The following is a 23,639-nucleotide window of genomic DNA, read 5'->3' as shown; positions in this document are numbered from 1 at the left end:
CGGAGCGGGCTTGATTTTGGTCGCCCGGTCTCGGACGCGGGAGGGTCGGCGGATGGTCAGCTGGACCACGTGATCAGGACCGCCACCGACTTCGCCTCCGGCGTCGCCGTTGCCACCGCGTTGCGGACCGCTCGGGCCACTTCCAGGGGGTGGTGCGGGGGTGTTGTCGCCAGTTCGAGCCTGATGTGGCCGGCTGCCGTGTGCACGGGTGGGCCCAGTTCCGCGGTCAGGTGGGCGACGCCCGGGGTCGACAGGGCGGCCGCCGCGGCCGCCGTCGCGGGCGGCTCGGCTACGCCGGGTGGGGGGCCGCTGGGCGGGGGATCCGGGAGGGCGTCCAGCAGGGCGGTCACCCGTAGGTCGACGTCCGAGACCAGCAGCCCGAGCCGCTCGTCCGCCGCCGTGAGCAGGGCGTCGCGCAGACCCGCCGCCAGCTCCGGCAGCGGCTGGTCGCCGCGGGCGGCCAGCTCCGCCGAGATGCGGAGCGGGCCCGGCGGCAGGGCGCTCGGCGGGGCCGGAACCACTGCCTCGCCCGGCGCCTCGGGGTCGGCCGGGGCGAGCCGCAGGGACGTCACGCACAGATCCGGCAACCGCGCCGCCGCGGCTCCGAGCGCCGCGGCCGCGGCCCGTTCGGAGATCCAGGCGCCGTCCCGGGGACCACCGAGGGCAAGCAGTCGGCCCAGGCCGAGTCGCCTGCGTACCGCGGCATTCCATCCGTCACCCGTCATGGTTCCAGCCTGCCGCATCGCAGGGGCGGGCCGGGGCAACCGCGCCTAATGTGGGCAGCGGAGTCCAAGGGCGAAGGGATGAACGGTCAATGAGCGACACCGCACAGCGCAACAGGCCCGGTACACCCGAGAAGGACCCGTCGGGCGAACCCGCCGAGCAGGCAAGGAAGACCACCTCCGTCGGCAAACGCGGCGGCGGCGATCCGGCGGGACGCGGCCGCACCACGATCGCCGACGGCGTGGTCGAGAAGATCGCCGGCCTTGCGGCCCGCGACGTCATCGGCGTCCATGCGATGGGCAGCGGCTTCTCCCGTACGTTCGGGGCGGTCCGGGACCGGGTGCCCGGCGGTAAATCGGCCGTCACGCGCGGGGTGAAGGCCGAGGTGGGCGAGGTGCAGACCGCGCTCGACCTCGAAATCGTCGTGGACTACGGCGTGTCCATCGCCGATGTCGCCCGGGACGTCCGCGAGAACGTCATCTCGGCGGTGGAACGCATGACGGGGCTGGAAGTCGTGGAGGTCAACATCGCGGTCAGCGATGTGAAGCTGCCCGAGGAGGAAGAGGAGGAGCCGGAGTCCCGGCTCCAGTAAGGCCCGTGATCGGGACACGTAGCGGAACCTGTATCGGACCGAGGAGCTCAGCATGAGCATGGCGGTGGTAGGCCTGATGGCCGGCATGGCGCTCGGCTTCGCCGGATACTTCGGCGGCTTCGGGGCGTTCTTGCTGGTCGCGGCGCTCGGCGCGATCGGCTTCGTGGTGGGCCGGTTCCTGGAGGGCGATCTCGAACCCGGCGACTTCTTCCGCCCCCGCGACCGCGGCGACCGGCGGCGCTGATCCATGACGGCGTCCGGACGGATCGAGGCCGCCGAGCGCGGTGCCACCCGGATCGCCGACCGGGTCGTCGCGAAGATCGCCGCCCAGGCGGCCAGAGAGGCGCTCGACGCGATCCCCGAGGGCGGCGCACCCCCGCGCGCCACGGTCGTCGTGCACCAGGAAAGCGCCCGCGTGCGGGTCAGCCTCGAACTCGGCTACCCCGGCGACCTCGGCGGCCAGTGCCGCGCGGTGCGTCGCCAAGTCGCCGAACGGGTAAGGGCGTTGGCGGGGATGGAGGTGCCCGAAGTGGCGGTGCAGATCGAGCGGCTGCACTCGGCGCACACGGGCGCGGCGGACCCGGGGAGGATCCGATGAGCCAGCCGCAGGAACCCGACGACAGCACGCGACGGCTGCCGGTGATCGAGCAGGATCCGGCCGCCGGCCACGGGCTCGACCAGTCGGCATCGGCCGCCGACTACGACCCGGTGCCGGTCCTCGCCGAGGGTGGCTCGGACGGCGCGGGTCGGTTCTGGTCGGTCCGCAGAGTGCCCGCCGGGCTGCTCGCCCTCGTGGTCCTCGCGGCGGCCGGTCTCTTCCTGTACGACATCGCCGCGGTACGCGCCCACCGCCCCGCGATGCACTGGCGGGCGCGGCTGGCCGGCTGGCTGGCGGGCCACCCCGTGGACGATGTGGCGGTGCTCGCGGGCGCGGCCGCCGTGGCGCTGATCGGCGTCTGGCTGATCGTGCTCGCGGTCACCCCCGGGCTGCGCGGCGTCCTGCCGATGCGGCGCGAATCGGCGTCCGTGCGCGCCGGACTCGACCGCACGGCCGCGGCGCTCGTCCTGCGCGACCGGGCCATGGAAGTGGCCGGAGTCCAGTCGGCGCGGGTCCGCATGGGGCGCGCCAGGGTCGTGGTGCGCGCCCTGTCGCACTTCCGTGAACTCGACGACGTACGGGCCGACTTGGACGCGGCGCTGGGCGCGGGCATCCGGGAGCTGGGCCTGGCCAGGCCGCCCGGTCTCGCGGTCCACGTGAGCCGCCCGGCGCGGAAGGGCTGAGACATGCTGAGGACGGTCAACCGGGTGCTGCTCGGCGTCGCGGGGCTGGTGCTGTTCCTCGCGGGCGGCGCGGCCCTCGCCGCCGGGTTCGGCCTGGCGGTCCCCTCCTGGTGGCCCTGGGGCGACCGGCACGAGGCGCTCCTGAGCCGGTCCCGCCGGGTCCACTGGCACGACCAGGGCTGGTGGTGGCCGGTGGTGATCGCCGTGCTTGGCGCGGTCGTGCTGCTCGCCCTGTGGTGGCTGCTCGCCCAGTTCCGCCGGGCCCGCCTCGCCGAGATCCTGGTGGACTCCGGGGACGGGGAGGGCGCGCTGCTGCGGGGCCGGGCCCTGGAGACGGTGCTCGCGGGTGAGGCGGAGGCGCTGGAGGGGGTGTCCCGGGCCCAGGTCGCGCTGGTCGGCCGCCGGTCCGCGCCCGAGGCGCGAGTGGCGCTGCTCCTGGAGGCGCACGCGGAGCCCGCGGGTGCGCTCGCTCGCCTTGAGGGGGAGGCACTGGCCCACGCCCGGGACTCGGCGGGCCTCGCGCAGCTGCCCGCCGAGGTCCGCCTGCGGGCCGTCAAACATGGGGCGCGGCGCGTGAGTTGAGGGTGTCGGTTCGCTGTCAGCTCCTTCTGTGAACGTGGACCGGTCGACGGTCACCGGTGAAGGAGCTGGTTGTTCGTATGCGGCCCCGACACCTGACGACGGCCCTGACGGTCCTCGCGGTGGGGGCGGCGTCCGCGAGCCGTCACCCACCGCACCCCTCCGCGCGGCCGGCGCCGGAGCCCGCCCCCGACCGCCTCAGAAGCCGTGCCGTGCTCCGCCGTCCACGGGCAGCATGATGCCCGTCAGATACGACGCCGCCGGGGAGAGCAGGAACGCGGCCGTGCGGCCGAACTCCTCGGGCCTGCCGTAGCGGCGCAGGGGGATGCGGGACTCGTTGGCCGCGCGGGTCGCCTCCGCGTCGCCGGACAGCTCGTCCAGCTGCCGGACCCGGTCCGTGTCGATGCGGGCCGGCAGCAGCCCGACGACGCGGATGCCGCGCGGACCCAGCTCGTCGGCCAGCGACTTGGCGAAGCCCGCGAGGCCGGGGCGCAGCCCGTTGGAGATGGTGAGGCCGGCGATCGGCTCGTGGACGGAGCCGGAGAGGACGAAGGCGATCACTCCGCCGGTGTCGAGTTCGTCGGCCGCCGTGCGGGCCATCCGGACCGCGCCCAGGAACACCGAGTCGAAGGCCGACCGCCACTGCTCGTCGGTGTTGTCGGCGACGAAGCCCGGCGCCGGGCCGCCCACACTGATCAACACCCCGTCGAAACGCCCGAAGTGCTCGCGGGCGGTGGCGATCAGCCGCGCCGCCGCTGCCGGATCGGCGTTGTCGGAGACCAACGGGAGCGCGCCGGGGCCGAGTTCGGCGGCGACCTCCTTCAGCGTCTGTTCGGTGCGGCCGGTGATGACGACCTTCGCGCCGTCCGCGACCAGCTCGCGGGCGGACGCGAGGCCGAGGCCCCGCGACGCCCCGGTCACTACGTACACGCGGTCCTTCAGTCCAAGATCCATGCGCCTATCCTGCCCCGTCTCCGCACTGCAGCGCGCAGGCGGTCGCCACCAGGCCGATGTGGCTGAAGGCCTGCGGGAAGTTGCCGAGCTGGCGGCCCGCCACCGGGTCGTACTCCTCGGCGAGCAGCCCCACGTCGTTGCGGAGCGCGAGGAGCCGCTCGAACAGTTCCCGGGACTCCTCCTCGCGCCCGGTCAGGCGCAGCGCGTCCGCCAGCCAGAACGAGCACACCAGGAACGTTCCCTCGCCGCCGGGCAGCCCGTCCACCGTCGCGCTGTCGGTGCTGTAGCGGCGCACGAAACCGGTCGTGCCGAGCTCGGCGCGCACCGCGTCGACCGTGCCCACCACCCGGGGATCGTCCGGCGGCAGGAAGCCGACCCGGGGGATGAGCAGCGTCGCCGCGTCCAGCTCCGGTGAGCCGTACGCCTGGGTGAAGGTGCCCCGGACCGGGTCGAAGCCCTTCTCGCAAACCTCGCGGTGCACCTCCTCGCGCATCCGCCGCCACCGCCCGACATCGCCGTGCAGCTTCGGGTCCGCCTCCAGGGTGCGCACCGCGCGGTCGGCGGCCACCCAGGCCATCACCTTCGAGTGGACGAAGTGCCGGCGCGGCCCGCGCACCTCCCACAGCCCCTCGTCCGGCTCGCGCCACCGCGCCTCCAGGAAGCCGAGCAGGCTGAGCTGGATGTTCCAGGCGTGCGGCTGGCCGGCCAGGCCCGCGGCGCGCGCCAGATACAGCGAGTCGGCCACTTCGCCGTACACATCGAGCTGGAGCTGCTCGACGGCCGCGTTGCCCACGCGCACCGGAGCCGACCTCAAGTAGCCCTTCAGCCAAGGGAGTTCGACCTCGGGCAGCCGTCGCTCGCCCGCGAGTCCGTACATGATCTGGAGATCGGCCGGGTCGCCGGCGACCGCGCGCAGCAGCCAGTCCCGCCATGCGGCGGCCTCGTCCAGATAGCCGGCCGAGAGCAGCGCCTCCAGCGTGAGGGTGGAGTCGCGCAGCCAGCAGTAGCGGTAGTCCCAGTTGCGTACGCCGCCGGGCTCCTCGGGGAGCGAGGTGGTGGGGGCCGCGACGATGCCGCCGGTGGGCGCGTAGGTGAGCGCCTTGAGGGTGATCAGGGAGCGCACCACGGCGTCCCGGTGGGAGCCCTGGTAGCAGCAGCGGGACGCCCACTCCCGCCAGTCGGCGAGGGACTGCTCCAGGGCTTCGTAGGGGTCGATGAGGTCGGGGCGCGGCTCGTGCGAAGGATGCCAGGTGAGGACGAACGCCACCTTCTCGCCCTCGCCGACCGTGAACGACGAACGGGTGCTCATGTGCTGGCCCCACGTCTTGACCTCGGGATCGCTGCGCAGCCACACCGAGTCGGGGCCCGCGACCGCCACCCGGTGCCCGTTGGAGCGCCGCATCCACGGCACCACATGGCCGTAGTCGAAGCGCAGCCGCAGGACGGAGTCCATCTCCACGGTGCCGCCGACGCCCTCCACGATGCGCACGACCTCGGGGACCCTGTCCCGCTGGGGCATGAAGTCGAGGACCTTCACGGTGCCGGTGCGGGTCTCCCAGACGGTCTCCAGGATCAGCGAATCGTCCAGATAGCCGCGCCGCGTGCACCGGCCCGCGTGGCCGGCCTCGCTCGGGGCGATCCGCCAGTGGCCGTTGTCCTCGTCGCCGAGCAGCGCCGCGAAGCAGGCGGCGGAGTCGAACCGGGGCAGGCAGAGCCAGTCGACGGATCCGTCCCGGCCGACCAGGGCCGCGGTCTGCAGATCGCCGATGAGGGCGTAGTCCTCGATGCGCTGAGTACGTGGGGTCACGCCATGGCGTGTTCCCGCCCGGACAAATTGCTAAGCAGCCGCGGGCCGCTAGGCGGTCGCGGGCTCGGGCGTGGCGGCGGGCCGGGCCGCCTCCTGCCGGTCGCGCTTCTCACGCCGTACGAGGACGAACCAGCCGACCGGCACCCCGGCCGAGAACAGCCACCACTGAACGGCGTACGCCATGTGCGGGCCGATCGAGCCGTCGTCGGGGGCCGGGATCAGTTCGGGGGAGTTGTCGGGCGTCTGCGGGTCGGTCTGCTCCACATAGCCGCCGAGCACCGGGCGGCCGAGCGCCTTGGCCTGCTGGGCGCTGCTGATCAGCATGACCTGGCGGGGCGGCAGGCCCCTGACGTCCTTGATGCCGCTGGCCGCGGTCGTCTGGTCGGCCATCAGACGGCCGGTGACCGTGACCTTGCCCCCGGGCGGCGCGGGGATCTTCGGGAAGTCCATCTGGCTGCCGTTGTCGGCGATCCAGCCCCGGTTGACCATCACGGTCTGGCCGCCGTCCAGGACGAACGGAGTGAGTACGTGGTAGCCGACCCGGCCGTCGGCGGCGGTCCTGCGCCGCACGACGACCTCGTGCGCGGTGTCGTACGTGCCGGTCGCGGTGACCCGGCGCCAGTAGTCGCCCTGCGGGACCGTGTGGCCCGGCGAGGTGAGGTCGGTCACCGGGACCGGCTTGGCCTTCAGGTTGTCGGCGATGAGTGTGTTCTGGGCGACCTTGTGCTCGTGCCGGTGGAGCTGCCAGAAACCCAGCTCGATCATCGTGGGGATGAGAGCGAGGGCCAGGAGGGTGACGAGCACCCACTGCCGGGACAACAGGAAGCGGTACACCCCATGACCGTACAACTCGGACCACGGGGCGCGCCGAGGGGGGTCGGGGAGGACGGTCAGACCTTGTCCACGATGCCTGCCTTTCCCTCCGCGCGGGCGCAGTGCGCCCCGCAGTACCACAGGTCGCCCACCTCGACGCCCTGGCCGATGATCTGGACCCGGCAGTGTTCGCAGATGGGCGCCATGCGGTGAATGGCGCAGGAGAAGCAGTCGAAGACGTGCACCGCGCCCTGCGCGTGCACCTCGAAGGACATCCCGTAGTCGTTTCCGCAGACCTCGCAACGTGCCATGCGCCACAGGGTGCGGGGTGCCGCCCGCCCGAGGCCGGACGGCACGCCCGGCGGTCACCCGTCTGCCGGTGCCACGTCGCGCAGGAGCTGGGTGAAGGCGGCCTCGTCCACGACCGGCGTGCCGAACGACTTCGCCTTGACCGTCTTGGAGGTCGCCGAATCCGGATCGTTGGTGACGAGCAGGCTGGTGAGGCGCGAGACGCTGGTCGCCACGTGCAGCCCCGCCTCGATCGCCCGGTCCTCCAGGAGCTCCCGGTCCACGGAGGTGTCGCCGGAGAACGCCACCCGCATGCCCTGCTTCAGCGGGCGGTCCGGCGCGTAGCGCCCGGGGTTGGGGTAGGGGCAGGCGGGCCGCTTGCGCGAGGCCCGCCAGCTGCCCGCGCCGCCGTACGAGGCCTGGTAGCCGATCCGCGGGGTGGCCGGGGAGTCCGTCCACTCGGTGAGCGGCCGGCATTCGAGCAGCGGGAGGCGCACCCCGCCGGCCGCCGCCTCGTGCAGGCTGGGCCGGAACGCCTCGGCGAGCACCCGGGCGTCGTCCAGGGCGTGGTGCGCGCGCTGCTGTACCACGCCGTAGTGCGCGGCCAGTGACTCCAGTTTGTGGTTGGGCAGCGGCAGCGCCAGCTCCTTGGACAGCGCGATGGTGCACAGCCGCTGGCGGACCGGTGCGGTGCGCTCGGCGCGTGCGTACTCGCGGGCGATCATCTGCCAGTCGAAGATCGCGTTGTGCGCGACCAGGACCCGCCCGTCGAGCCGTGCCGCGAACTCCTCGGCGATCTGCGGGAAGAGCGGGGCGCCCGCAAGGACGTCACTGGTCAGCCCGTGGATCCAGACCGGCCCGGGGTCGCGCTCGGGATTGACCAGCGTGTACCAGTGGTCCTCGACGTTGCCCTGGGCGTCGAGCCGGTAGACGGCAGCCGAGATTATCCGGTCGTCGCGGGCGAGGCCGGTGGTCTCCACGTCGACGACCGCGTACCCCTGTGGGTAGGCGGCCGGCCACGTCGCTGCTGTCGTCAGGTCGTCGAGCATGGTCACAGAGAATACGGGGCCGCACTGACAGTCCGGGCCGCGGTCGGTGCCGCCGCCGGGGCCAGGGCGGCGGGCGTGGCCGGGCCCCGGCCGTCAACTGGGCCCGGGAGCAGGCGACATGCGGCCCCGGCGGCCCGCCCAAGAGCCACTCCTGAGTGGTGCGCGGGTTAGCTCCCGGGGCCCGCGAGCAGCCCCGCCACCAGCGCCCGCACCGAGTGCGTGAACAGGCGGTCCTGGTCCACCGGGCCGGCCAGGGCGCGGGCCAGCGCCGGGTCGTGCTCGGCGGGGGCGGTGTGCGGGTGCCACAGCTCCTCCTCGTCGGGGCGCTGCACCGGCGCGCGCTCCCGGTTGCGCTCGACCAGGACGTACCCCACCACCTGGAACTGCACGGCCCGCACCGCCTGGGCCGCCCGGGTGCCGCGCAGGCCCGCCGCGTGCATCTCGTGGACCAGGGCCTGCTGGGCGGGCAGGAACATCCGCTCGGTCAGGCCCCGTTCGTGGACCATCGCGATCAGGTGCGGGCGCGCGCGCAGTTCGCGGCGCAGGGTGCGGGCGACCGAGACGATACGGGCGGCCGGGGTGCGCCCGCGCGGTCTGATCTCACCCAGCTCCTCCACGGTCCGCTCGACCAGCGCGTCCAGGAGCGACTCGCGGTTGCCGACGTGCCAGTAGATCGAGGTGACCGCGGTACCCAGCTCGGCGGCCAGCTTGCGCATGGTCAGGGCCGCCGGGCCGTGCTGCCTGACCAGGGATCCGGCCGCGGCCAGGATCTCCTCACGGGTGAGCGACGCACGCGTCATTGTCTGACGCCTCCTCAATTCCGTTGAGTGCAAGGGTCTTTACCCTTCATCGGGCTCGGTGTAACTGTGTTACAGACCCCCGGAACGGATGACGTCACGAAGGGTGGTACCACATGGCACGCGTACGGTACGGCGCGCGCACCGAGGCCGAGATCCAGGCCGCGCGCACCGCGAGCTCCAAGCTCCCCGACATCTGGTCGACCGGCGTGGTGGCGGTCTGGGAGAGCGACCCCGACGCGGTCGCGGCCGTTCTGCCGCCGCCGCTGGGGCCCGCCGAACGCCCACTGGTGCGGGTCAACATCAGCAAGGTCGACCTGCCCGGCTATCCGCTCGGCGCGGGTTCGGTGGCGGTCGCCGCCGTGCACGACGGGCAGGACGGCTGGTATCCGCTGGTCATGCCGATGACCCACGAGCGGGCCCTGATCGGCGGCCGCGAGGTGTTCGGCGAGCCGAAGAAGCTCGGCGAGGTCCTTGTCGAGCGCGACGGCCTGGTCGTACGGGCCTCGCTGGCCCGGCACGGGATCGCGTTCGTGGAGGTGCGGGGCGCGGTCGAGGGCCCGCTGCCGCTGCCCGAGCCGACCCGGAGGACCGACTTCTACTTCAAGTTCCTGCCGGCCGTGGACGGCGAGGGCTTCGACGCCGACCCGGTCCTCGTCCACTGCGTACGCAACGAGAAGGTGCGCAGGCTGGAGCGGATCGCCGGTGATGTGGTGCTCCGCGAGTCGATGTACGACCCGGTCGCCGATCTGCCGGTGCGCCGGCTGGCCGGGATCACCATCGGCGAGAAGACCACCGACCAGCAGGGCAGGGTGGCCGAACGGGTCAGCGCGCAGGCCCTGTTGCCCTACATCCACCAGCGCTACGACGACCCGCGGCAGATCCTCGACGGGCCGCCCGAGGGGAGCCTCTGAGATGGAGCTGCGCGCCGGGCAGGTCGCCGTCGTCACGGGCGCGGCGAGCGGGATCGGGCTCGCGATGGCCCGGCGGTTCGCCGCCGAGGGCCTCAAGGTCGTCCTCGCCGACGTCGAGGCGGGCGCCCTGGAGAAGGCGGCGGGGGAGCTGCGGGAAGAAGGGGCGCAGGTCCTCGCCCGTATCACCGACGTCAGCGAGCGGGACTCCGTGACCGCGCTCGCGGACGCGGCGTACGACGCCTTCGGGGCCGTGCACGTGCTGTGCAACAACGCGGGGGTCGGCTCCGGCGCCGAGGGCCGCATGTGGGAGCACGAGGTCAACGACTGGAAGTGGGCCTTCGCGGTCAATGTGTGGGGTGTCTTCCACGGCATCCAGGCCTTCGTGCCCCGCATGATCGCGGGCGCCGAGCCCGGCCACGTCGTCAACACCTCGTCCAGTGACGGCGGCATCGCCCCGCTGCCGACCGCCTCCGTGTACGCGGTCACCAAGTCGGCGGTGGTGACGATGAGCGAGTCGCTGTACGCCCACCTCAAAGCGGAAGGTGTGTCCGTCGGCGTCTCGGTGCTCTTCCCCGGCCCGCACATGCTGCGCACCGGACTGTGGGAGTCGCACCGCAACCGGCCCGAGCGGTACGCCAAGGAGCGGCCGCGCAGGACCCCCTACCGCAGCCTCGACCAGTGGGAGTCCGCGATGCGGGCGGCGGGCCACGAGATCGAGTTCACCCCGGTCGAGTCCGTGGCCGCGGAGGTGGCCGACGGGATCCGCGCCGGCCGGTTCTGGATGCTGCCGGCGAGCGAGCACAGCGACCGGCAGATCAGAGCGAGGTCGCAGTCGATGCTCGACCGCGCCGACCCGTCGTACCTGGAAAGCTTCATTCTGGACTGAGGGACGTGTGATGACGGCTCAGAACGACCCGTACCAGAGCAACGACCCGTACCTGATCATCTCCTCCGACTGCCACGCCGGGCTGCCCACCGAGGAGTACCGGCCCTATCTGGACGCCCGGTTCCACCGGGACTTCGACGAGTTCCTCGCCGGGCGCGACCGCCGCCGCGAGGAGATGACCCGGCTCGGCGTGCGCAACGAGGCCTTCGCCGACCAGTGGTTCAGCGACAACGAGGAAGGACTGAAGGGAGGCTGGGACGCCACCCAGCGGCTCAAGGAGCTCGACGGGGACGGGGTGGCCGCCGAGGTCGTCTTCCCCGACGCGGACGCCGTCGACAGCCGGACCGCGGCCCCCTTCGGCGTGGGCCTCGGCCTCTCCGGCGACCAGGACCCCGACCTCGGCATGGCGGGCGCCCAGGCGCACAACCGCTGGCTGGCCGAGTTCGTCGGGCAGCACCCCGAACGGCACTGCGGGGTCGCCCTGTTGCCCATCACGGGCGAGGCCGACCGGGTGGTCGCCGAGATCCACCGGGCCAAGGAGTCCGGGCTCGGCGCGCTGATGATCCCGTCGATGTGGGTGGACCGGGCCCCCTACCACGACCGCCGCTACGACCCCGTCTGGGCGGCGGCCGCCGAGACCGGCATGCCGATGGTGACCCACTCCGGCGCGGCCCCGCGCCACGAGTACGGCGACCATCTGGGCATCTACGTCTCCGAGGTGACGTGGTGGCCCGCCCGTCCCCTCTGGTTCCTGCTCTGGTCCGGGGTCTTCGAGCGCCACCCCGGGTTCAGGTTCGGGGTGGCAGAGTCGGGTTGCTGGTGGCTGCCGAACCTGCTGTGGTTCATGGACCGCCTCTACCTCGGCGCCCACGGCGGCAAGAAGCTCTCGCCGTTCGCGGAGCTGAAGCGCCCGCCGAGCGAATACCTCGACCGGCAGATGTTCGTCTGCGCCACCAACACCAAGCGCCGCGAACTCGCCCAGCGGTACGAGATCGGCGTGGACAACATCCTGTGGGGCTCCGACTTCCCGCATCCGGAGGGCACGTGGCCCAACACCGGGGAGTGGCTGAAGAACACCTTCCACGACATCCCGGTGACCGAGACCCGGCGGATGCTGGGCCTGGCGGCGGCGGAGGTCTTCGGCTTCGACACCGACAAGCTGGCCCCGATCGCCCGCCGGATCGGCCCCACCCCCGCCGAACTCGGCCAGCCGGACGACCAGTTGGCCGTGGCGGCCGCCTGGGCGCGCTCGCGCGAGGTGGGCCGCCACTGGCTGACCGAGCACGACTTCCCGGCCCTGGGAGTGTCGTCATGACGGACCGCTACACCGTGATCTCGGCGGACTGCCACGCCGGGGCCGATCTCCTGGACTACAAGCCGTACTTGGAGTCGAAGTACCACGAGGACTTCGACGCGTGGGCGGCCACCTACGTCAATCCGTACGAGGACCTGATGGCCGACACGGCCGACCGCAACTGGAACTCGGCCCGGCGGACGGCCGAGCTGGAGGCGGACGGCATCGTCGCGGAGGTCGTCTTCCCGAACACCATCCCGCCCTTCTTCCCCTCGGCCTCGCTGATGGCCCCCGCGCCCACGCGGGAGGAGTTCGAGCAGCGCTGGGCGGGCCTGCGCGCCCACAACCGCTGGCTGGCGGACTTCTGCGGACAGGCGCCGGGACAGCGGGCGGGCGTGGCGCAGATCCTGCTCAACGACGTGGACGAGGCGGTACGGGAGATCCGCCGGGTGAAGGAGGCGGGCCTGACGGGCGGCATTCTGCTGCCGGGCACCCCGCCGGGCTCGGGGCTCGTCGAGCTCCACTCCCGGTCGTACGACCCGTTGTGGGCGGTCTGCGCGGAACTCGGTCTGCCGGTGAACCACCACGGCGGGTCCGCGTCCCCGCCGCTGGGGGACGACCCCGCGGCGCGGGCCGTGTTCATGGTGGAGACGACGTGGTTCTCGCACCGGGCGCTGTGGCACCTGATGTTCGGCGGCGTGTTCCGCCGCCACCCGGCGCTGCGACTGGTCCTCACCGAACAGGGCTCGGGCTGGATCCCCGGCGTGCTGGACATGCTGGACTACTACCACGACCGCCTGGTGGCGGCGGCGACCAAGGCCGCCACCGCCGAATCGAAGTTCGGCGCGGGCCTCGCGGAGTCCATGGGCAAGGGCCCGTCCCAGGTCTGGCGGGACAACTGCTTCGTCGGCGCCAGCTTCATGCGGCCGCACGAGGTGCCGCTGCGCGACCGGATCGGCCTCGACAAGATCATGTGGGGCAGCGACTACCCCCACGACGAGGGCACGGCACCCTTCTCCAGGGAGGGCCTGCGGATCGCGTACGCCGGTCTGCCGAGGGACGAGGTCGCGGCGATGGTCGGCGGCAACGCGGCCCGCGTGTACGGCTTCGACCTGACCTTCCTGGACGCGATCGCGGCACGGGTCGGCCCCGCGGTGGACGAGATCGCCGAGCCGCTGAAGCAGATCCCGGCCGCGGCGACGAGCCCGGCGTTCGCGCCGGGTGGGTCGGTGCGGGTGTGGTGAGGGGGAACGACAGTTCTCTTTTCTTTACATGGCTCGTGACCGAGCTCGCCCCGCAGGCCGCCGGGCGGGTTGTGGCGTACTGCCGCGTCTCGTCCGGTGACCAGAAAACGGACCTGGAGCGCCAGGTCGCCCGGACCGTGCGGCGCGCAACGGACCAGGGGCTCACCGTCGCTGACGTGGTGACGGAGGTCGGCTCCGGCTTGAACGGGCGCTGCCGCAAGCTGCACCGCCTGCTCGCCGACCCGGGTGTGGGGACGATCGTGGTCGAGCACCGAGATCGCCTCGCCCGGTTCGGTGTCGAGTACCTGGAAGCGGCTCTCTCGGCCACGGGACGGCGCCTGGTTGTCCTTGACCCGGCGGAGAGCGCCGACGACCTCGTACGGGACATCACCGAGGTCCTGACCTCGATGTGCGCACGCCTGTACGGTCGCCGCTCCGCGAAGTATCGCGCCGTCCGGGCCGTCGCCGTCGCCACCGGCCCGGAGACGGCCGGATGAAGAAGTTCAAGCCGCAGCTGGGCTTCACCGTCCTCGCGCACAAGCTCGCACTGGACCCGAACGCCACGGCCGAGAGCCGCCTGCATTCGCACGGAGGTGCCGCGCGGGCCGCGTACAACTGGGCGGTCGCGTACATCACGGCCGTGTGGTGGCAGCGCAAAGCCGAGCAGTCGTACGGCATCCCCGAGGATGAGCTGACTGAGTGGCGGTCATGGTCGCTGCCCTCGCTGCGGAAGGCGTTCAACGAGGACAAGCGCGCCAACCCGCGCTTCGCTGACTGGTGGGAGGAGAACTCCAAGGAGGCGTACAGCACCGGCCTGGCCAACGCGTCGGCGGCGTTCTACAACTACACGAAGTCGAAGAGCGGTAAGCGCAAAGGCCCAAAGATGGGCATCCCTCGCTTCAAGTCGAAGCGGAAAGCGCTCCTGACCTGCCGGTTCACCACGGGCACGATCCGTATCGAGCCAGACGGGCGGCACATCACCCTGCCCAGGATCGGCACGGTCCGCCTCCACGAGGATGCCTCCCGCCTGCGGGCCCTTGCCGACGCCGGACACATGCGCATCCTGTCCGCGACCGCACGACTGGACCGGGGTCGCTGGTTCGTGTCGCTCCAGGTCGAGGAGAAGCACCAACTGGTGAAAGTCGCTCGCCCGGACGCAACAGTCGGTATCGACCTCGGTATCAAGACGCTGGCCGTCCTCGCGGACAGCGACGGTGTCCTCGGCAAGGAACCCAACCCACGCCACCTCGACCGCGCGCAGAAGCAACTGCGCCGCGCCAGCCGGGTCGTCTCCCGCCGCCAGGGCCCCGACCGGTGCACCGGGCAGCAGCCGTCGAAGCGCTGGGAGAAGGCCAACCAGGCGCGGAACAAGATCCATCACCGGGTCTCGAACCTCCGCGAGGACACCCTCCACAAGATGACGACCCGTCTCGCCTCCGAGTACGGCACGATCGTCGTCGAAGACCTCAACGTCGTCGGCATGGGCCGCAACCGGCGCCTGTCCCGCCACGTCGCGGATGCCGGGTTCGGAGGGATCCGACGCCAGCTCACCTACAAGACCCGTCGACGCGGCACGACACTCGTCGTCGCCGACCGCTGGTTCCCCTCCTCGAAGACCTGCTCCCGCTGCGGTGCGGTGAAAGCCAAGCTGCCCCTCAGCATGCGCGTCTTCGAGTGCGACAACTGCGGCCTCGTCCTCGACCGGGACGCCAACGCCGGACACAATCTGGTCGCCCTCGCGGCCCGCACGACAGGTACCGGAGTGGCCGGAGACCTGGACCCCACCAAGGTGGAGCCGAAGCCCCGTGGAGCCGACCGGAAGACCCGCGCCACCCGCCCGCGCCGCAAGGCCGGGACGGGGCGGGCAGGTGGCGCAATCCCCAGCCCCCGGGCCGGGAAGGAAACGGGAGACCGTCAACAGGACACCGGTGCGCAACTCGCGCTCTGGTGAGACCGTTACGGACCATTCCGGCGGAAACGCCGGGATTGCTGAGATCACTTGCTGATCAAAGCAACGGTGAGACCCTCCCCGCATGAGTTCATCCGACGACCACGACGAGGCACACGACGGGGCGCTGGGCTCGCGGCTGAACTGGCTGCGGGCCGCGGTCCTGGGCGCCAATGACGGGATCGTGTCCACCGCGGGCCTGGTCGTCGGCGTGGCCGGTGCGACGGACGACCGCTCGGCCCTGCTGACGGCGGGCCTGGCCGGACTGCTCGCCGGTTCCATGTCCATGGCGGCCGGCGAGTACGTCTCCGTCTCCACCCAGCGCGACTCGGAGAAGGCCGCGCTCGCGATGGAGCGGCGCGAGCTGCGGGACGAGCCGGAGGCCGAACTCGCCGAGCTGACCGGCCTGTTGGAGGAGCGCGGGCTGAGCGAGGAGCTGGCCCGGGAGGCGGCCGTCCAGCTCACCGAACGCGACGCCCTGCGCGCGCACGCCCGCGTCGAGCTCGGCATCGACCCCGACGAACTCACCAACCCCTGGCACGCGGCCTGGGCGAGCTTCTTCGCCTTCACGGCGGGCGCCCTGCTCCCCCTCCTCGCCATCGTCCTGCCCCCGGCCTCTGTCCGCCTGTATGTGACGGTCGGCTCCGTCCTGGCCGCGCTGGCCCTCACGGGTTGGTGGAGCGCCCGCCTCGGCTCGGCCCCGGTACGCCGCGCGGTGCTGCGGAACGTGACCGGGGGAGCGGTGGCGATGGGGGTCACGTATGGGGCGGGGGTGCTGTTGGGGGCGGTGGGGGCGTGAGCTCAGTCCCGTTGCAGGCGATTGGGCGGTAGGAACTCGGCGCCTTGGACTTCGGTTTTCTGGTACCGGATGTGGAGCTGGCGCAGAGTGATGAGGGCGCTGAGGTCGATCGATCCCGTGCAGTTGTAGAAGTCCAGGCGCCGCAGATCCGGCAGCTCGCGCAGGATTGACAGGCCTGCGAGTAGATGACACCCGTTGAGGTAGAGGGCGGTCAGCCCGTGGTGGTGGATCAACTTGGCCAGGTTGAGGGCGCGGTGGTCATTTATTTGCAGCGTGCGCAGTTCCCGCAGTGTGGAATGCCGGCCCAGTCCGTCGGCTTGGCGGCTGCCGGTGATGGTGAGGTAGCGCAGGCCGGGCCAGCGCTCCAGTCCGTCCAGGCTGATGCCTTCCGCCCCCCGCTGCAGTCCGAGGTCAAGGAGGCCGTCCGGGGCTGGCAGGTCGGCGAGGCGGCGTGTCTCGCCAGGAGTTCCTAGCATCAGGCTTTCCAGTAGGTCGAGCCGGGCGAGTGGCTGCAGGGGGAGTCCGGGCGCCAGGGCGGAGAGGGAGAGGGAACGGATACGGGGCAGATCGCAGAGCGGTGCGAGATCCATGACAGCTGGGCAGATGTGGAGGCCGAACTGCTCCAGAGCGGGCAGTCGGCCCAGCGGAGCCAGGTCATCGACGAGGTCGTTGCCGATGAGGGTCAGGCCTATCAGAGAGCGCCGAGCGGGGATGGCGTCCGACAGGGAGTGCTCGCCCTCCAGAATGATCTTTTTCATCTGGTGCAGTCTCCCCAGCTGGGCTACCTGCTCCTCAGTTCGTGCCGTGAGATAGGTGCTCCACTCCGGGGCCGCCGAAAGCACTTCCGTCACGTACTCGGAGGCTTCAAACCTGCTCCAGACCATGGAGAGTTGGACGCTCACTGTCGGTCGGGATTCCTCCCGGAACCGGCTCACCACACTCAGCGCCGCATCCCCGCCGATGAGCCCCGCCGTCCGGACCACGCACGCCGCCTCCTCCTCGGTGAGCCCCTCAGGCCCCGGAAGCAGTTCAAGGACCAGCGGTCCCACCTTGGCCAGCGCCTCGGCCTCGTCCCAGGTGCGCGGAGGCATCAGTTCCCGCGCCCGCTTCTCCACTTCCGCGCGCACCTGCGGATCGAGCTCCGGTGCGTGTTCGAGGCAGGCTGCGGCAAGCAGAACAAGCCGGTGACGCAGTCGCGGGGCGTGGTCGGCGCGGCGGATCAACTGCCGTAGCAGACGGGCTCGTTCATCGACCCGGGCGTGGCCCACCGCCATCCGCACCACGTCGTCCCAGGTGTCGTCGTGCGCGTTGCGTACAAGGACCCCGAAGTCCCGCTCCTCGACGGCCGCCTTCGCGCCGAGGTAGTCCTGGAAGGTGCGGTGGACGAAGCCCACCGCGCCCGGCATCGGCTCGCGCAGCAGCCCGCTGCGGATCAGCAGGTGGGCGAAGACCTGGTCGGGCTCGCCGCTGACCTGGGGCATCGCGCCGAGCCACCCCGCGACCATCGACGCGGCCTCGTCCCGGCCCGCCTCCGTCAGCCCGTTGCGGATCAGCCAGTACGCGAGCCGCTGCAACAGGGCCGTCTGCTCGTCCCGGGTGAGGGTGACGCCCTCGACGCCGGTGATCTCCCGCTCGGTGTCCCGCCGCACGAGGAGCATGTCCAGGGCCGCGTCGTACAACTCCTTGCGGGCGCGCGGGAGTTGCATGCGGCGGTCCCGGTTCAGGGCGCACAGCAGGGCGCACATCAGCGGGTTGGTGGCGAGCCGTCCCAGGTCGCGGCGGGTGGTGACGGCGGTCAGCAGGGACTTCTCGTACGTGTCCAGGCGGGCCCGTTCCTCGGGTGCCGGGCACGCGAGCCGTGCCGAGTCGTGCCAGTGCGCCACGAACGCGCGCACGTCCTCCCGCTCCATCGGCAGCAGCGAGTGCGCCATGAATCCGCGCCCCGCCAGCCAGTCCTCCGACACCGCCGACGGCCGGGTCGTCACCACGTACCGGGCCCGTGGGAACGCGGTGACCAGCGACTTCAGCCAGGCCTCGGTCCGGGCCCGCAGCCGCATCGGCACCTCGTCCACGCCGTCCACCAGGACCAGCGCCCGGCCGTCGGTCAACAGCGACTCGGCCCAGCCGGGCGCGGGCGACAGCGGCACGCCCGCCGCCCGCAGGAAGTCCTCCGGCATCGGAAGCGACTCGGCCGCCGTGAACGCCCGCAGCCGCAGCACGAACGGAACACACCTGTTCCAGTCGGCCAGTTCGGGCCCGAACGACCTGCGCGCCGCGTTCAGCGCCAGCCACTGGACGAGTGTGGACTTGCCCGAGCCGGCCGGGCCCCGCAGCAGCAGCCGGTCCGTGCCGGCCAGCGCGTGCTCCACGCCCACCGTGCTCGGCCGGGCGTGCGGCAGCCCCACCGCCTGCCGGGGCTCACCGCTGACCGTCAGGCTGATGTACGCGGTGTCCAGCGGCCACTCGCTCCCGGACCGCCCGAGCGTCAGCCCGAACAGCTCCAGCCGCCCGTGCGCCAGCGCCACATACCGCGCGTACCGATCCTCGGAGGCGAGGGCCGCGGCCTCCGCGCGCGGGCCGACCCGGTCGCGTACGTCCTCGATCAACTCCCGTGCGGCGTCCGCCGAGCGGATCTGCTCCACCGCCGCCCGCGCCGCGAACGACGGGTGTGCGGTGAGCTGTTCGACGACATGCGCGCAGCAGAGGGCGAGGAGTTCCTCGTAGAGGGGCTCGGCCGGGCCCGGGTGCGGCCGACGGATTTCGGCGGCCAGCCGGTCCGGGGCGAGGCCGAGCGCGAACAGCCGCTGCGCGTCGATCGCACCCGCCGCCGCGAAACCGTCCCGCACCGCGTCGGCGGCCGCCGTCCGCTCGTGCTCGGGGAGCGAGCCGTACGCCTCCTCAAGGCGCTGCCCCAGCACCTTCGCCAGCCGGTCCGGCGGCGCGGGCTTCGGCAGTGGGCGCAGGGGCCCGGCTACGAGGCCCGCACCCGGCTTCGGCGACAGGACCGATTTCGCGACCGCCGACACCACCGTGCTAGCCAGCCGTACGACCACAACTTCCAGTCCTGGCACCGCAGTTGCCTCCCCCAGAGCGCACCCGTGCCGGCGATCGTACGCCGCGCCGCGGAAGCGTGATTGGCGGAACTCACCAAAAGTTGCTGACAACCCGTCTCGCATACTTGTCGGTAACAACATCTAGCCCAGCCCGCCACCGCGCCCCTACGGTGCAGGCATGTCGCCGAACCTGCCCAATGTCGTGCTGTGGTCGATACCCGCGTTCGTGCTGCTCACCGTCATTGAAATGGTGAGCTACCGGCTCCATCCGGACGAGGACGCCGAGGGGTACGAGACGAAGGACGCCGCCACCAGCGTCGGCATGGGGCTCGGCAGCCTGGTCTTCGACGCGCTCTGGAAGATCCCCATCGTCGCGATCTACACCGCGGTGTACGCCCTCACCCCGCTCGCGATCCCGGTGCTGTGGTGGACCGTGCCGCTGATGCTGCTCGGGCAGGACTTCTTCTACTACTGGTCGCACCGGGGGCACCACGTCATCCGGATCCTGTGGGCCTGCCACGTCGTGCACCACTCCAGCAAGAAGTTCAACCTCACCACCGCGCTGCGCCAGCCCTGGACGACATGGACCGTGTGGCCCTTCTACGTGCCGCTCATCGCGCTCGGCGTGCACCCCGCCGTCCTCGCCTTCTGCTCCTCGGCGAACCTCGTCTACCAGTTCTGGGTGCACACCGAGCGGGTCGGGAAGCTGCCCCGGCCGTTCGAGTTCGTCCTGAACACGCCCTCGCACCACCGGGTGCACCACGCCTCCCAAGGCGGCTATCTGGACCGGAACTTCGGCGGGATCCTGATCGTCTGGGACCGGATGTTCGGCTCGTTCACGGCCGAGACCGAGCGGCCCGTGTTCGGGCTGACCAAGAACATCTCGACCTTCAACCCATTGCGCGTCGCCACCCACGAGTACGCCGCCATCGCCCGCGACGTGCGCGCCGCCCGCACCTGGCGCGAGCGGGCCGGGCGGATCTTCCGCGGGCCGGGCTGGCAGCCGGCGCCCCGGGCCGGGGCCGCGCCGCAGGCGGTCCCGGAGAACGCCGCGTGACGGCGGCCGGCGCCGGGTACGCGAGGGCCCGGTACGCGGCCCCGCTGCTCCTCGCCTTCGCCCTGGCCGCCGCCGTCGACCTGGGCTCCCTGCTCGCGGGCTGGCGCACCGGACACCTCCTCGCCAAACCGCTCCTCATGCCGCTGCTCGCCGGGCACGTGTCCGCCCGCGGCGGGCCCCGGCTGCTGGTCGCCGCGCTGCTGTGCGGCTGGGGCGGGGACGTGTTCCTGCTCTCGGACGCCGACCCCGCCTTCCTGCTCGGGATGGGCAGCTTCGCCGCCGGGCACGTCTGCTATCTGATGCTGTTCGGGCGCGGCAGGACACATCCCGGACTCGGTGCCGCCTACGGGATCGCGCTGGTCGCCACCGTCGCCGCGCTCTGGCCGGACCTGCCGGCCGCGCTGCGGATCCCGGTCGCCGGATACAGCCTGCTGCTCACCGCGATGGCCTACCGCTCCTCCCGGCTCGGGCCGCTCGTCGGGCTCGGCGGCGCGCTGTTCCTGCTCTCCGACACGCTCATCGCCACCGGCGTCGCCCACTGGCCGCAGCCGCCGCGCCCCGACTTCTGGGTCATGCTCAGCTATCTCGGCGCGCAGGCACTCCTGGCACAGGCGTACCGTGGGAAGCCCCGAACCACCCCCTGACCGGCAAGGACCCGCACCATGCGCGCCACCGTCATCCACGCCCCCCACGACATCCGGGTCGAGGAGGTGCCGGACCCGAAGGTGCAGGTGTCCACCGACGCGGTCGTCCGCGTCCTGCGCGCCTGCATCTGCGGCAGCGACCTGTGGGCCTACCGCGGCGAGTCCGAGCGTCAGCCCGGACAGCGCATCGGGCACGAGTTCCTCGGCATCGTCGAGGAGGCCGGAGCGGACGTGCGCGGGCTCCGCAAGGGCGACCTCGTCGTCGCGCCCTTCGTGTGGTCCGACGGCACCTGCGACTTCTGCGCCGAGGGCCTGACCACCTCCTGCCCGCAGGGCGGATTCTGGGGCTCGGTCGGCTCCGACGGCGGCCAGGGCGAGGCCGTCCGCGTCCCGTTCGCCGACGCCACCCTCGTCCAGCTGCCCGCCGACGCGGCCTCCGACGACCACCTGCTGACCGCGCTGCTCGCACTGTCCGACGTCATGGGCACCGGCCACCACGCGGCGGTCGGCGCCGGCGTCAAGCGCGGCTCGACCGTCGCCGTCGTCGGGGACGGCGCCGTCGGCCTGTGCGGGGTGCTCGCCGCCAAGCGGCTCGGCGCCGGGCGCATCATCGCGCTCGGCCGCCACCAGGTCCGTACCGACATCGCGAAGCTCTTCGGCGCCACCGACGTCGTCGCCGAGCGCGGCGAGGCCGCCGTGGACGCGGTGCGCGAGCTGACCCGGGGCCAGGGCGCGCACGCCGTCATCGAGGCCGTCGGCACCGAGCAGTCGATGCGGACCGCTGTCGAGATCACCCGGGACGGCGGCGCCATCGGCTACGTCGGCGTCCCGCACGGCAGCAGCACCGGCCTCGACCTGAGCGTCATGTTCGACCGGAACATCGCGCTGCGCGGCGGCGTCGCGCCCGTGCGCACCTACATCCCCGAACTGCTCGCCGACGTGCTCGACGGCACCATCGACCCGTCCCCGGTCTTCGACCTCACCGTCGGCATCGAGGGCGTACCGGACGGCTACAGGGCGATGGACGAGCGCACCGCCCTGAAGGTCCTCGTCAAGCCGTAACACGCCGAAGGGGGCCGCCCGTCGACCGGACGGCCCCCTCAACTCGCCTACCGCGTCACGGCGTTGAGGGCATCGGTGATGCCCGCCCCGTAGAAGCCGTTGTAGGACTTCCCGCCCTGGCAGACCGCGTCGACCTTGCCGTCACCGTCGATGTCGTACGGCGTGGTGCACGGCGTCTTGTCCGCCTGGAGCTTGAGGAGCGCCTTGATCTCCCACGCCGAGGCGTTCGGGTGCTCCGACTTCAGCAGGGCCGCCACGCCCACCACATGCGGCGCCGCCATCGAGGTGCCGGCCATGTACGCCCAGCCGCCGCCGGGGATCGGGCCGAGGATCAGCCCGCTGGTGGCCGGGGCCTGCGGCGGCTGGTACGCCGTCGAGTCGCCGCCCGGGGCCGCGATGTCGATGAAGCCGAGGCCGTAGTTGGAGAACGACGACTTGATGCCCTTGGCGCCGGTCGCGGCGACCGCCAGCACACCCGGCAGCTGGGTCGGGATGTCCAGGCACTCACGCGGATTGACGACCCGGCTGCCCTGCTTCGAGTCGTCGGGGCTCGACGGGTCGGTGATCGAGTCGGCCGCGAAGTCGTAGTTCTCGTTGCCGGCCGCCGCCACGTTGACGGTGCCCTTGGACTCGGCGTACTTCGACGCCCGCGTGATCGCCTCGACCAGCGCCTTCTGGTCCGGGTCGTTCTTGCAGTTGAAGTACCAGGGGTCGGTGTAATAGCTGTTGTTCGTCACGTCGATGTGGTGCTCGGCCGCCCACACGAAACCGCAGACCACGGACTCCGTGTAGAAGAAGCTGCCGCCCTGCGTCGACACCTTGATGGCCGCGACCTTCACACCGGGTGCCACCCCGGTGATGCCGACGCCGTTCTTGGCGGCCGCGATCTCGCCGGCGACATGGGTGCCGTGCGGGGAGCCGCCGGTGGCGAACGGGCGCCAGGCGCCGTCCGTGGTGTCCGGCTTGCCGGTGATGCAGCTGACCGACTTCGCCCGGTCGAAGTTGGGCGCGATGTCCGGGTGGGTGTCGTCGATGCCCGTGTCGATGACGCCGACGGTGACCTTGGGACTGCCCAGGGTCCTCTCGTGCGCCTTGTCCGCCTTGATCGCCTTCAGGTCCCACTGCAAGGGCTCCAGCGGATCCTCGCCCGGCGCGGCCTTGGCACTCGCCGCCTTCAGGTCCTCGGCGGTGAGCTTCTTGGGCGTGCCCACCTCGGTGGTGGCCTGCGCGGGCAGCGGCGCGGTCCGCGTCGCCCCGGCCGAATCGACCCCCCTGACCTTGCGGATCGTCGGCGCGAACGCCGTGTCGGCGGAGTGCGCCACGATCACGCCGATCCGGTCGTACGCCTGGACGACCGAGCCGCCCGCATCGGTGATGGCTCTCTGCACCCGGGCCGAATTCCCGTGCCCCGGGCGGATGTTGACGATGTAGCTCAGCTCGGGCCCGGTCGTTCGCGCCGCCTTCGCGGTCACCGAGCCGGCGCCGGTGCCGGTGGCCGCGGCCGACGCCGTGCCGGGCAGCAGCGCGAGCGCGGTGGCGGTGGCCAGACCCGCCGAGAGGGCGACGGCGCGGCGCGTACGGGAGATGTGCAACGTCATGGGGTCTCCATGTGGTTGGCGGAACTCTCGATGCGTACGTACGGGAGAGCAGGGCGGCACCAGGTCCGGCGGTAGGGGCCGGGGCCGGCCGGGTGCATGACGAGTGAAGCTATCGCCGATCATCTCGGCAGATCAACGTCTTCCGCCGACTTCGCGAAGAATGCCGCGGATCCGACGCAAACACCCACCATCGATCCGGTGCGGAGAAGGCGGAGAAAAAACGGCTGGACTGAACCGAGACGCCGCGGGCTCCGTGC

Annotated in this window: 23 protein-coding genes and 1 pseudogene; 15 read left to right on the top strand and 9 right to left on the bottom strand. The window is 72.0% G+C overall.

Going from position 1 to position 23,639, the window contains the following annotated elements:
• Positions 1 to 56: 56 nt before the first annotated feature.
• Positions 57 to 725: a hypothetical protein gene (locus ACIQ8J_RS00290; protein ID WP_403276471.1), complete on the bottom strand. Its 669-nt coding sequence runs from the start codon at positions 723 to 725 to the stop codon at positions 57 to 59.
• An 89-nt stretch (positions 726 to 814) separates the two neighbouring features.
• Here ACIQ8J_RS00290 and ACIQ8J_RS00285 point away from each other — a divergent pair, with 89 nt between their 5' ends.
• Genes ACIQ8J_RS00285 through amaP form a run of 5 tightly spaced genes read left to right on the top strand, consistent with a single transcriptional unit; the run spans position 815 to position 3,178 of the window.
• A complete protein-coding gene (locus ACIQ8J_RS00285; RefSeq protein WP_403276470.1) occupies positions 815 to 1,315 on the top strand; it encodes an Asp23/Gls24 family envelope stress response protein in 501 nt (166 codons plus the stop codon).
• Between the two features lie 52 nt (positions 1,316 to 1,367).
• Positions 1,368 to 1,559: a hypothetical protein gene (locus ACIQ8J_RS00280; protein ID WP_053730757.1), complete on the top strand. Its 192-nt coding sequence runs from the start codon at positions 1,368 to 1,370 to the stop codon at positions 1,557 to 1,559.
• Positions 1,560 to 1,562: 3 nt separating this feature from the next.
• Positions 1,563 to 1,913, top strand: coding sequence for an iron-sulfur cluster assembly protein (locus ACIQ8J_RS00275; RefSeq protein WP_403276469.1), 351 nt, complete (start codon positions 1,563 to 1,565; stop codon positions 1,911 to 1,913).
• On the top strand, positions 1,910 to 2,596 hold the full coding sequence (locus ACIQ8J_RS00270) for a DUF6286 domain-containing protein (protein WP_403276468.1): 687 nt from the start codon (positions 1,910 to 1,912) through the stop codon (positions 2,594 to 2,596). Before ACIQ8J_RS00275 ends, ACIQ8J_RS00270 begins: the two co-directional genes overlap by 4 nt.
• 3 nt (positions 2,597 to 2,599) lie before the next feature.
• Positions 2,600 to 3,178 carry an alkaline shock response membrane anchor protein AmaP gene (gene amaP, locus ACIQ8J_RS00265; RefSeq protein WP_403276467.1) on the top strand — a complete coding sequence of 193 codons (579 nt, stop codon included), beginning with the start codon at positions 2,600 to 2,602 and terminating at the stop codon, positions 3,176 to 3,178.
• Between the two features lie 195 nt (positions 3,179 to 3,373).
• Here the strand turns inward: amaP and ACIQ8J_RS00260 are convergent, their stop codons facing one another.
• From ACIQ8J_RS00260 to ACIQ8J_RS00235, 6 genes are all read right to left on the bottom strand, one after another.
• Positions 3,374 to 4,129: an SDR family oxidoreductase gene (locus ACIQ8J_RS00260; protein WP_403276466.1), complete on the bottom strand. Its 756-nt coding sequence runs from the start codon at positions 4,127 to 4,129 to the stop codon at positions 3,374 to 3,376.
• A gap of 4 nt (positions 4,130 to 4,133) precedes the next feature.
• A complete protein-coding gene (locus tag ACIQ8J_RS00255; protein WP_403276465.1) occupies positions 4,134 to 5,936 on the bottom strand; it encodes a glycoside hydrolase family 15 protein in 1,803 nt (600 codons plus the stop codon).
• Positions 5,937 to 5,984: 48 nt separating this feature from the next.
• A complete protein-coding gene (locus ACIQ8J_RS00250) occupies positions 5,985 to 6,770 on the bottom strand; it encodes an SURF1 family protein (RefSeq protein WP_403276464.1) in 786 nt (261 codons plus the stop codon).
• A gap of 56 nt (positions 6,771 to 6,826) precedes the next feature.
• Positions 6,827 to 7,060: a hypothetical protein gene (locus tag ACIQ8J_RS00245; protein ID WP_399049399.1), complete on the bottom strand. Its 234-nt coding sequence runs from the start codon at positions 7,058 to 7,060 to the stop codon at positions 6,827 to 6,829.
• Between the two features lie 54 nt (positions 7,061 to 7,114).
• Complete coding sequence (locus tag ACIQ8J_RS00240; protein ID WP_403276461.1) at positions 7,115 to 8,092, bottom strand: DEDDh family exonuclease; 978 nt, start codon at positions 8,090 to 8,092, stop codon at positions 7,115 to 7,117.
• Positions 8,093 to 8,253: 161 nt separating this feature from the next.
• A complete protein-coding gene (locus ACIQ8J_RS00235; protein ID WP_403276459.1) occupies positions 8,254 to 8,886 on the bottom strand; it encodes a TetR/AcrR family transcriptional regulator in 633 nt (210 codons plus the stop codon).
• Between the two features lie 113 nt (positions 8,887 to 8,999).
• On the opposite strand from ACIQ8J_RS00235, the gene ACIQ8J_RS00230 reads away from it, so the two are divergent.
• From ACIQ8J_RS00230 to ACIQ8J_RS00200, 7 genes and pseudogenes are all read left to right on the top strand, one after another.
• Positions 9,000 to 9,797 (top strand): acetoacetate decarboxylase family protein, encoded by a 798-nt coding sequence (locus ACIQ8J_RS00230; RefSeq protein WP_403276457.1) that lies wholly within the window; start codon positions 9,000 to 9,002, stop codon positions 9,795 to 9,797.
• Between the two features lies 1 nt (position 9,798).
• The gene (locus ACIQ8J_RS00225) at positions 9,799 to 10,683 is read left to right on the top strand and encodes an SDR family NAD(P)-dependent oxidoreductase (RefSeq protein ID WP_403276455.1); all 885 of its coding nucleotides are present in this window, start codon (positions 9,799 to 9,801) and stop codon (positions 10,681 to 10,683) included.
• A 10-nt stretch (positions 10,684 to 10,693) separates the two neighbouring features.
• Entirely contained in the window at positions 10,694 to 11,998 is a 1,305-nt protein-coding gene (locus ACIQ8J_RS00220; RefSeq protein ID WP_403276452.1) for an amidohydrolase family protein, read from the top strand.
• The gene (locus tag ACIQ8J_RS00215; protein WP_403276450.1) at positions 11,995 to 13,221 is read left to right on the top strand and encodes an amidohydrolase family protein; all 1,227 of its coding nucleotides are present in this window, start codon (positions 11,995 to 11,997) and stop codon (positions 13,219 to 13,221) included. Before ACIQ8J_RS00220 ends, ACIQ8J_RS00215 begins: the two co-directional genes overlap by 4 nt.
• A gap of 44 nt (positions 13,222 to 13,265) precedes the next feature.
• Positions 13,266 to 13,718, top strand: a pseudogene (locus ACIQ8J_RS00210) (IS607 family transposase); the annotation flags it as partial.
• On the top strand, positions 13,715 to 15,172 hold the full coding sequence (gene tnpB / locus ACIQ8J_RS00205; protein WP_403276448.1) for an IS607 family element RNA-guided endonuclease TnpB: 1,458 nt from the start codon (positions 13,715 to 13,717) through the stop codon (positions 15,170 to 15,172). The pseudogene ACIQ8J_RS00210 and the gene tnpB, both read left to right, overlap by 4 nt.
• An 82-nt stretch (positions 15,173 to 15,254) precedes the next feature.
• Positions 15,255 to 15,968, top strand: coding sequence for a VIT family protein (locus ACIQ8J_RS00200; protein ID WP_403276446.1), 714 nt, complete (start codon positions 15,255 to 15,257; stop codon positions 15,966 to 15,968).
• A 2-nt stretch (positions 15,969 to 15,970) separates the two neighbouring features.
• On the opposite strand, the gene ACIQ8J_RS00195 is transcribed toward ACIQ8J_RS00200, so the two are convergent.
• Positions 15,971 to 19,039, bottom strand: a complete 3,069-nt coding sequence (locus ACIQ8J_RS00195) for an NACHT domain-containing protein (protein WP_403276444.1) — start codon at positions 19,037 to 19,039, stop codon at positions 15,971 to 15,973.
• A gap of 160 nt (positions 19,040 to 19,199) precedes the next feature.
• Here ACIQ8J_RS00195 and ACIQ8J_RS00190 point away from each other — a divergent pair, with 160 nt between their 5' ends.
• The 3 genes from ACIQ8J_RS00190 to ACIQ8J_RS00180 are packed head-to-tail and all read left to right on the top strand — an operon-like array spanning position 19,200 to position 21,784.
• Positions 19,200 to 20,078: a sterol desaturase family protein gene (locus tag ACIQ8J_RS00190; RefSeq protein WP_403276442.1), complete on the top strand. Its 879-nt coding sequence runs from the start codon at positions 19,200 to 19,202 to the stop codon at positions 20,076 to 20,078.
• On the top strand, positions 20,075 to 20,722 hold the full coding sequence (locus tag ACIQ8J_RS00185; protein ID WP_403276440.1) for a lysoplasmalogenase: 648 nt from the start codon (positions 20,075 to 20,077) through the stop codon (positions 20,720 to 20,722). Before ACIQ8J_RS00190 ends, ACIQ8J_RS00185 begins: the two co-directional genes overlap by 4 nt.
• Before the next feature lie 18 nt (positions 20,723 to 20,740).
• Positions 20,741 to 21,784, top strand: a complete 1,044-nt coding sequence (locus ACIQ8J_RS00180; protein ID WP_403276437.1) for a zinc-dependent alcohol dehydrogenase family protein — start codon at positions 20,741 to 20,743, stop codon at positions 21,782 to 21,784.
• Between the two features lie 47 nt (positions 21,785 to 21,831).
• Here ACIQ8J_RS00180 and ACIQ8J_RS00175 read toward each other — a convergent pair whose 3' ends face one another.
• Positions 21,832 to 23,382, bottom strand: coding sequence for a S8 family peptidase (locus ACIQ8J_RS00175; RefSeq protein ID WP_403276435.1), 1,551 nt, complete (start codon positions 23,380 to 23,382; stop codon positions 21,832 to 21,834).
• Positions 23,383 to 23,639: the final 257 nt, after the last annotated feature.

Source organism: Streptomyces sp. NPDC094147, assembly GCF_044764265.1.
Lineage (GTDB): Bacteria > Actinomycetota > Actinomycetes > Streptomycetales > Streptomycetaceae > Streptomyces.
Note: the sequence above shows the minus strand (reverse complement) of the source record. Positions and strands in the feature narration are given on the sequence as shown.

What these genes read in the sequence shown, in the direction of transcription:
- ACIQ8J_RS00290 (WP_403276471.1), bottom strand. Translation starts at nt 725, where the DNA reads ATGACGGGTGACGGATGGAATGCCGCGGTACGCAGGCGACTCGGCCTG.
- ACIQ8J_RS00285 (WP_403276470.1), top strand. Translation starts at nt 815, where the DNA reads ATGAGCGACACCGCACAGCGCAACAGGCCCGGTACACCCGAGAAGGAC.
- ACIQ8J_RS00280 (WP_053730757.1), top strand. Translation starts at nt 1,368, where the DNA reads ATGAGCATGGCGGTGGTAGGCCTGATGGCCGGCATGGCGCTCGGCTTC.
- ACIQ8J_RS00275 (WP_403276469.1), top strand. Translation starts at nt 1,563, where the DNA reads ATGACGGCGTCCGGACGGATCGAGGCCGCCGAGCGCGGTGCCACCCGG.
- ACIQ8J_RS00270 (WP_403276468.1), top strand. Translation starts at nt 1,910, where the DNA reads ATGAGCCAGCCGCAGGAACCCGACGACAGCACGCGACGGCTGCCGGTG.
- amaP (WP_403276467.1), top strand. Translation starts at nt 2,600, where the DNA reads ATGCTGAGGACGGTCAACCGGGTGCTGCTCGGCGTCGCGGGGCTGGTG.
- ACIQ8J_RS00260 (WP_403276466.1), bottom strand. Translation starts at nt 4,129, where the DNA reads ATGGATCTTGGACTGAAGGACCGCGTGTACGTAGTGACCGGGGCGTCG.
- ACIQ8J_RS00245 (WP_399049399.1), bottom strand. Translation starts at nt 7,060, where the DNA reads ATGGCACGTTGCGAGGTCTGCGGAAACGACTACGGGATGTCCTTCGAG.
- ACIQ8J_RS00235 (WP_403276459.1), bottom strand. Translation starts at nt 8,886, where the DNA reads ATGACGCGTGCGTCGCTCACCCGTGAGGAGATCCTGGCCGCGGCCGGA.
- ACIQ8J_RS00230 (WP_403276457.1), top strand. Translation starts at nt 9,000, where the DNA reads ATGGCACGCGTACGGTACGGCGCGCGCACCGAGGCCGAGATCCAGGCC.
- ACIQ8J_RS00225 (WP_403276455.1), top strand. Translation starts at nt 9,799, where the DNA reads ATGGAGCTGCGCGCCGGGCAGGTCGCCGTCGTCACGGGCGCGGCGAGC.
- ACIQ8J_RS00220 (WP_403276452.1), top strand. Translation starts at nt 10,694, where the DNA reads ATGACGGCTCAGAACGACCCGTACCAGAGCAACGACCCGTACCTGATC.
- ACIQ8J_RS00215 (WP_403276450.1), top strand. Translation starts at nt 11,995, where the DNA reads ATGACGGACCGCTACACCGTGATCTCGGCGGACTGCCACGCCGGGGCC.
- tnpB (WP_403276448.1), top strand. Translation starts at nt 13,715, where the DNA reads ATGAAGAAGTTCAAGCCGCAGCTGGGCTTCACCGTCCTCGCGCACAAG.
- ACIQ8J_RS00200 (WP_403276446.1), top strand. Translation starts at nt 15,255, where the DNA reads ATGAGTTCATCCGACGACCACGACGAGGCACACGACGGGGCGCTGGGC.
- ACIQ8J_RS00190 (WP_403276442.1), top strand. Translation starts at nt 19,200, where the DNA reads ATGTCGCCGAACCTGCCCAATGTCGTGCTGTGGTCGATACCCGCGTTC.
- ACIQ8J_RS00180 (WP_403276437.1), top strand. Translation starts at nt 20,741, where the DNA reads ATGCGCGCCACCGTCATCCACGCCCCCCACGACATCCGGGTCGAGGAG.
- ACIQ8J_RS00175 (WP_403276435.1), bottom strand. Translation starts at nt 23,382, where the DNA reads ATGACGTTGCACATCTCCCGTACGCGCCGCGCCGTCGCCCTCTCGGCG.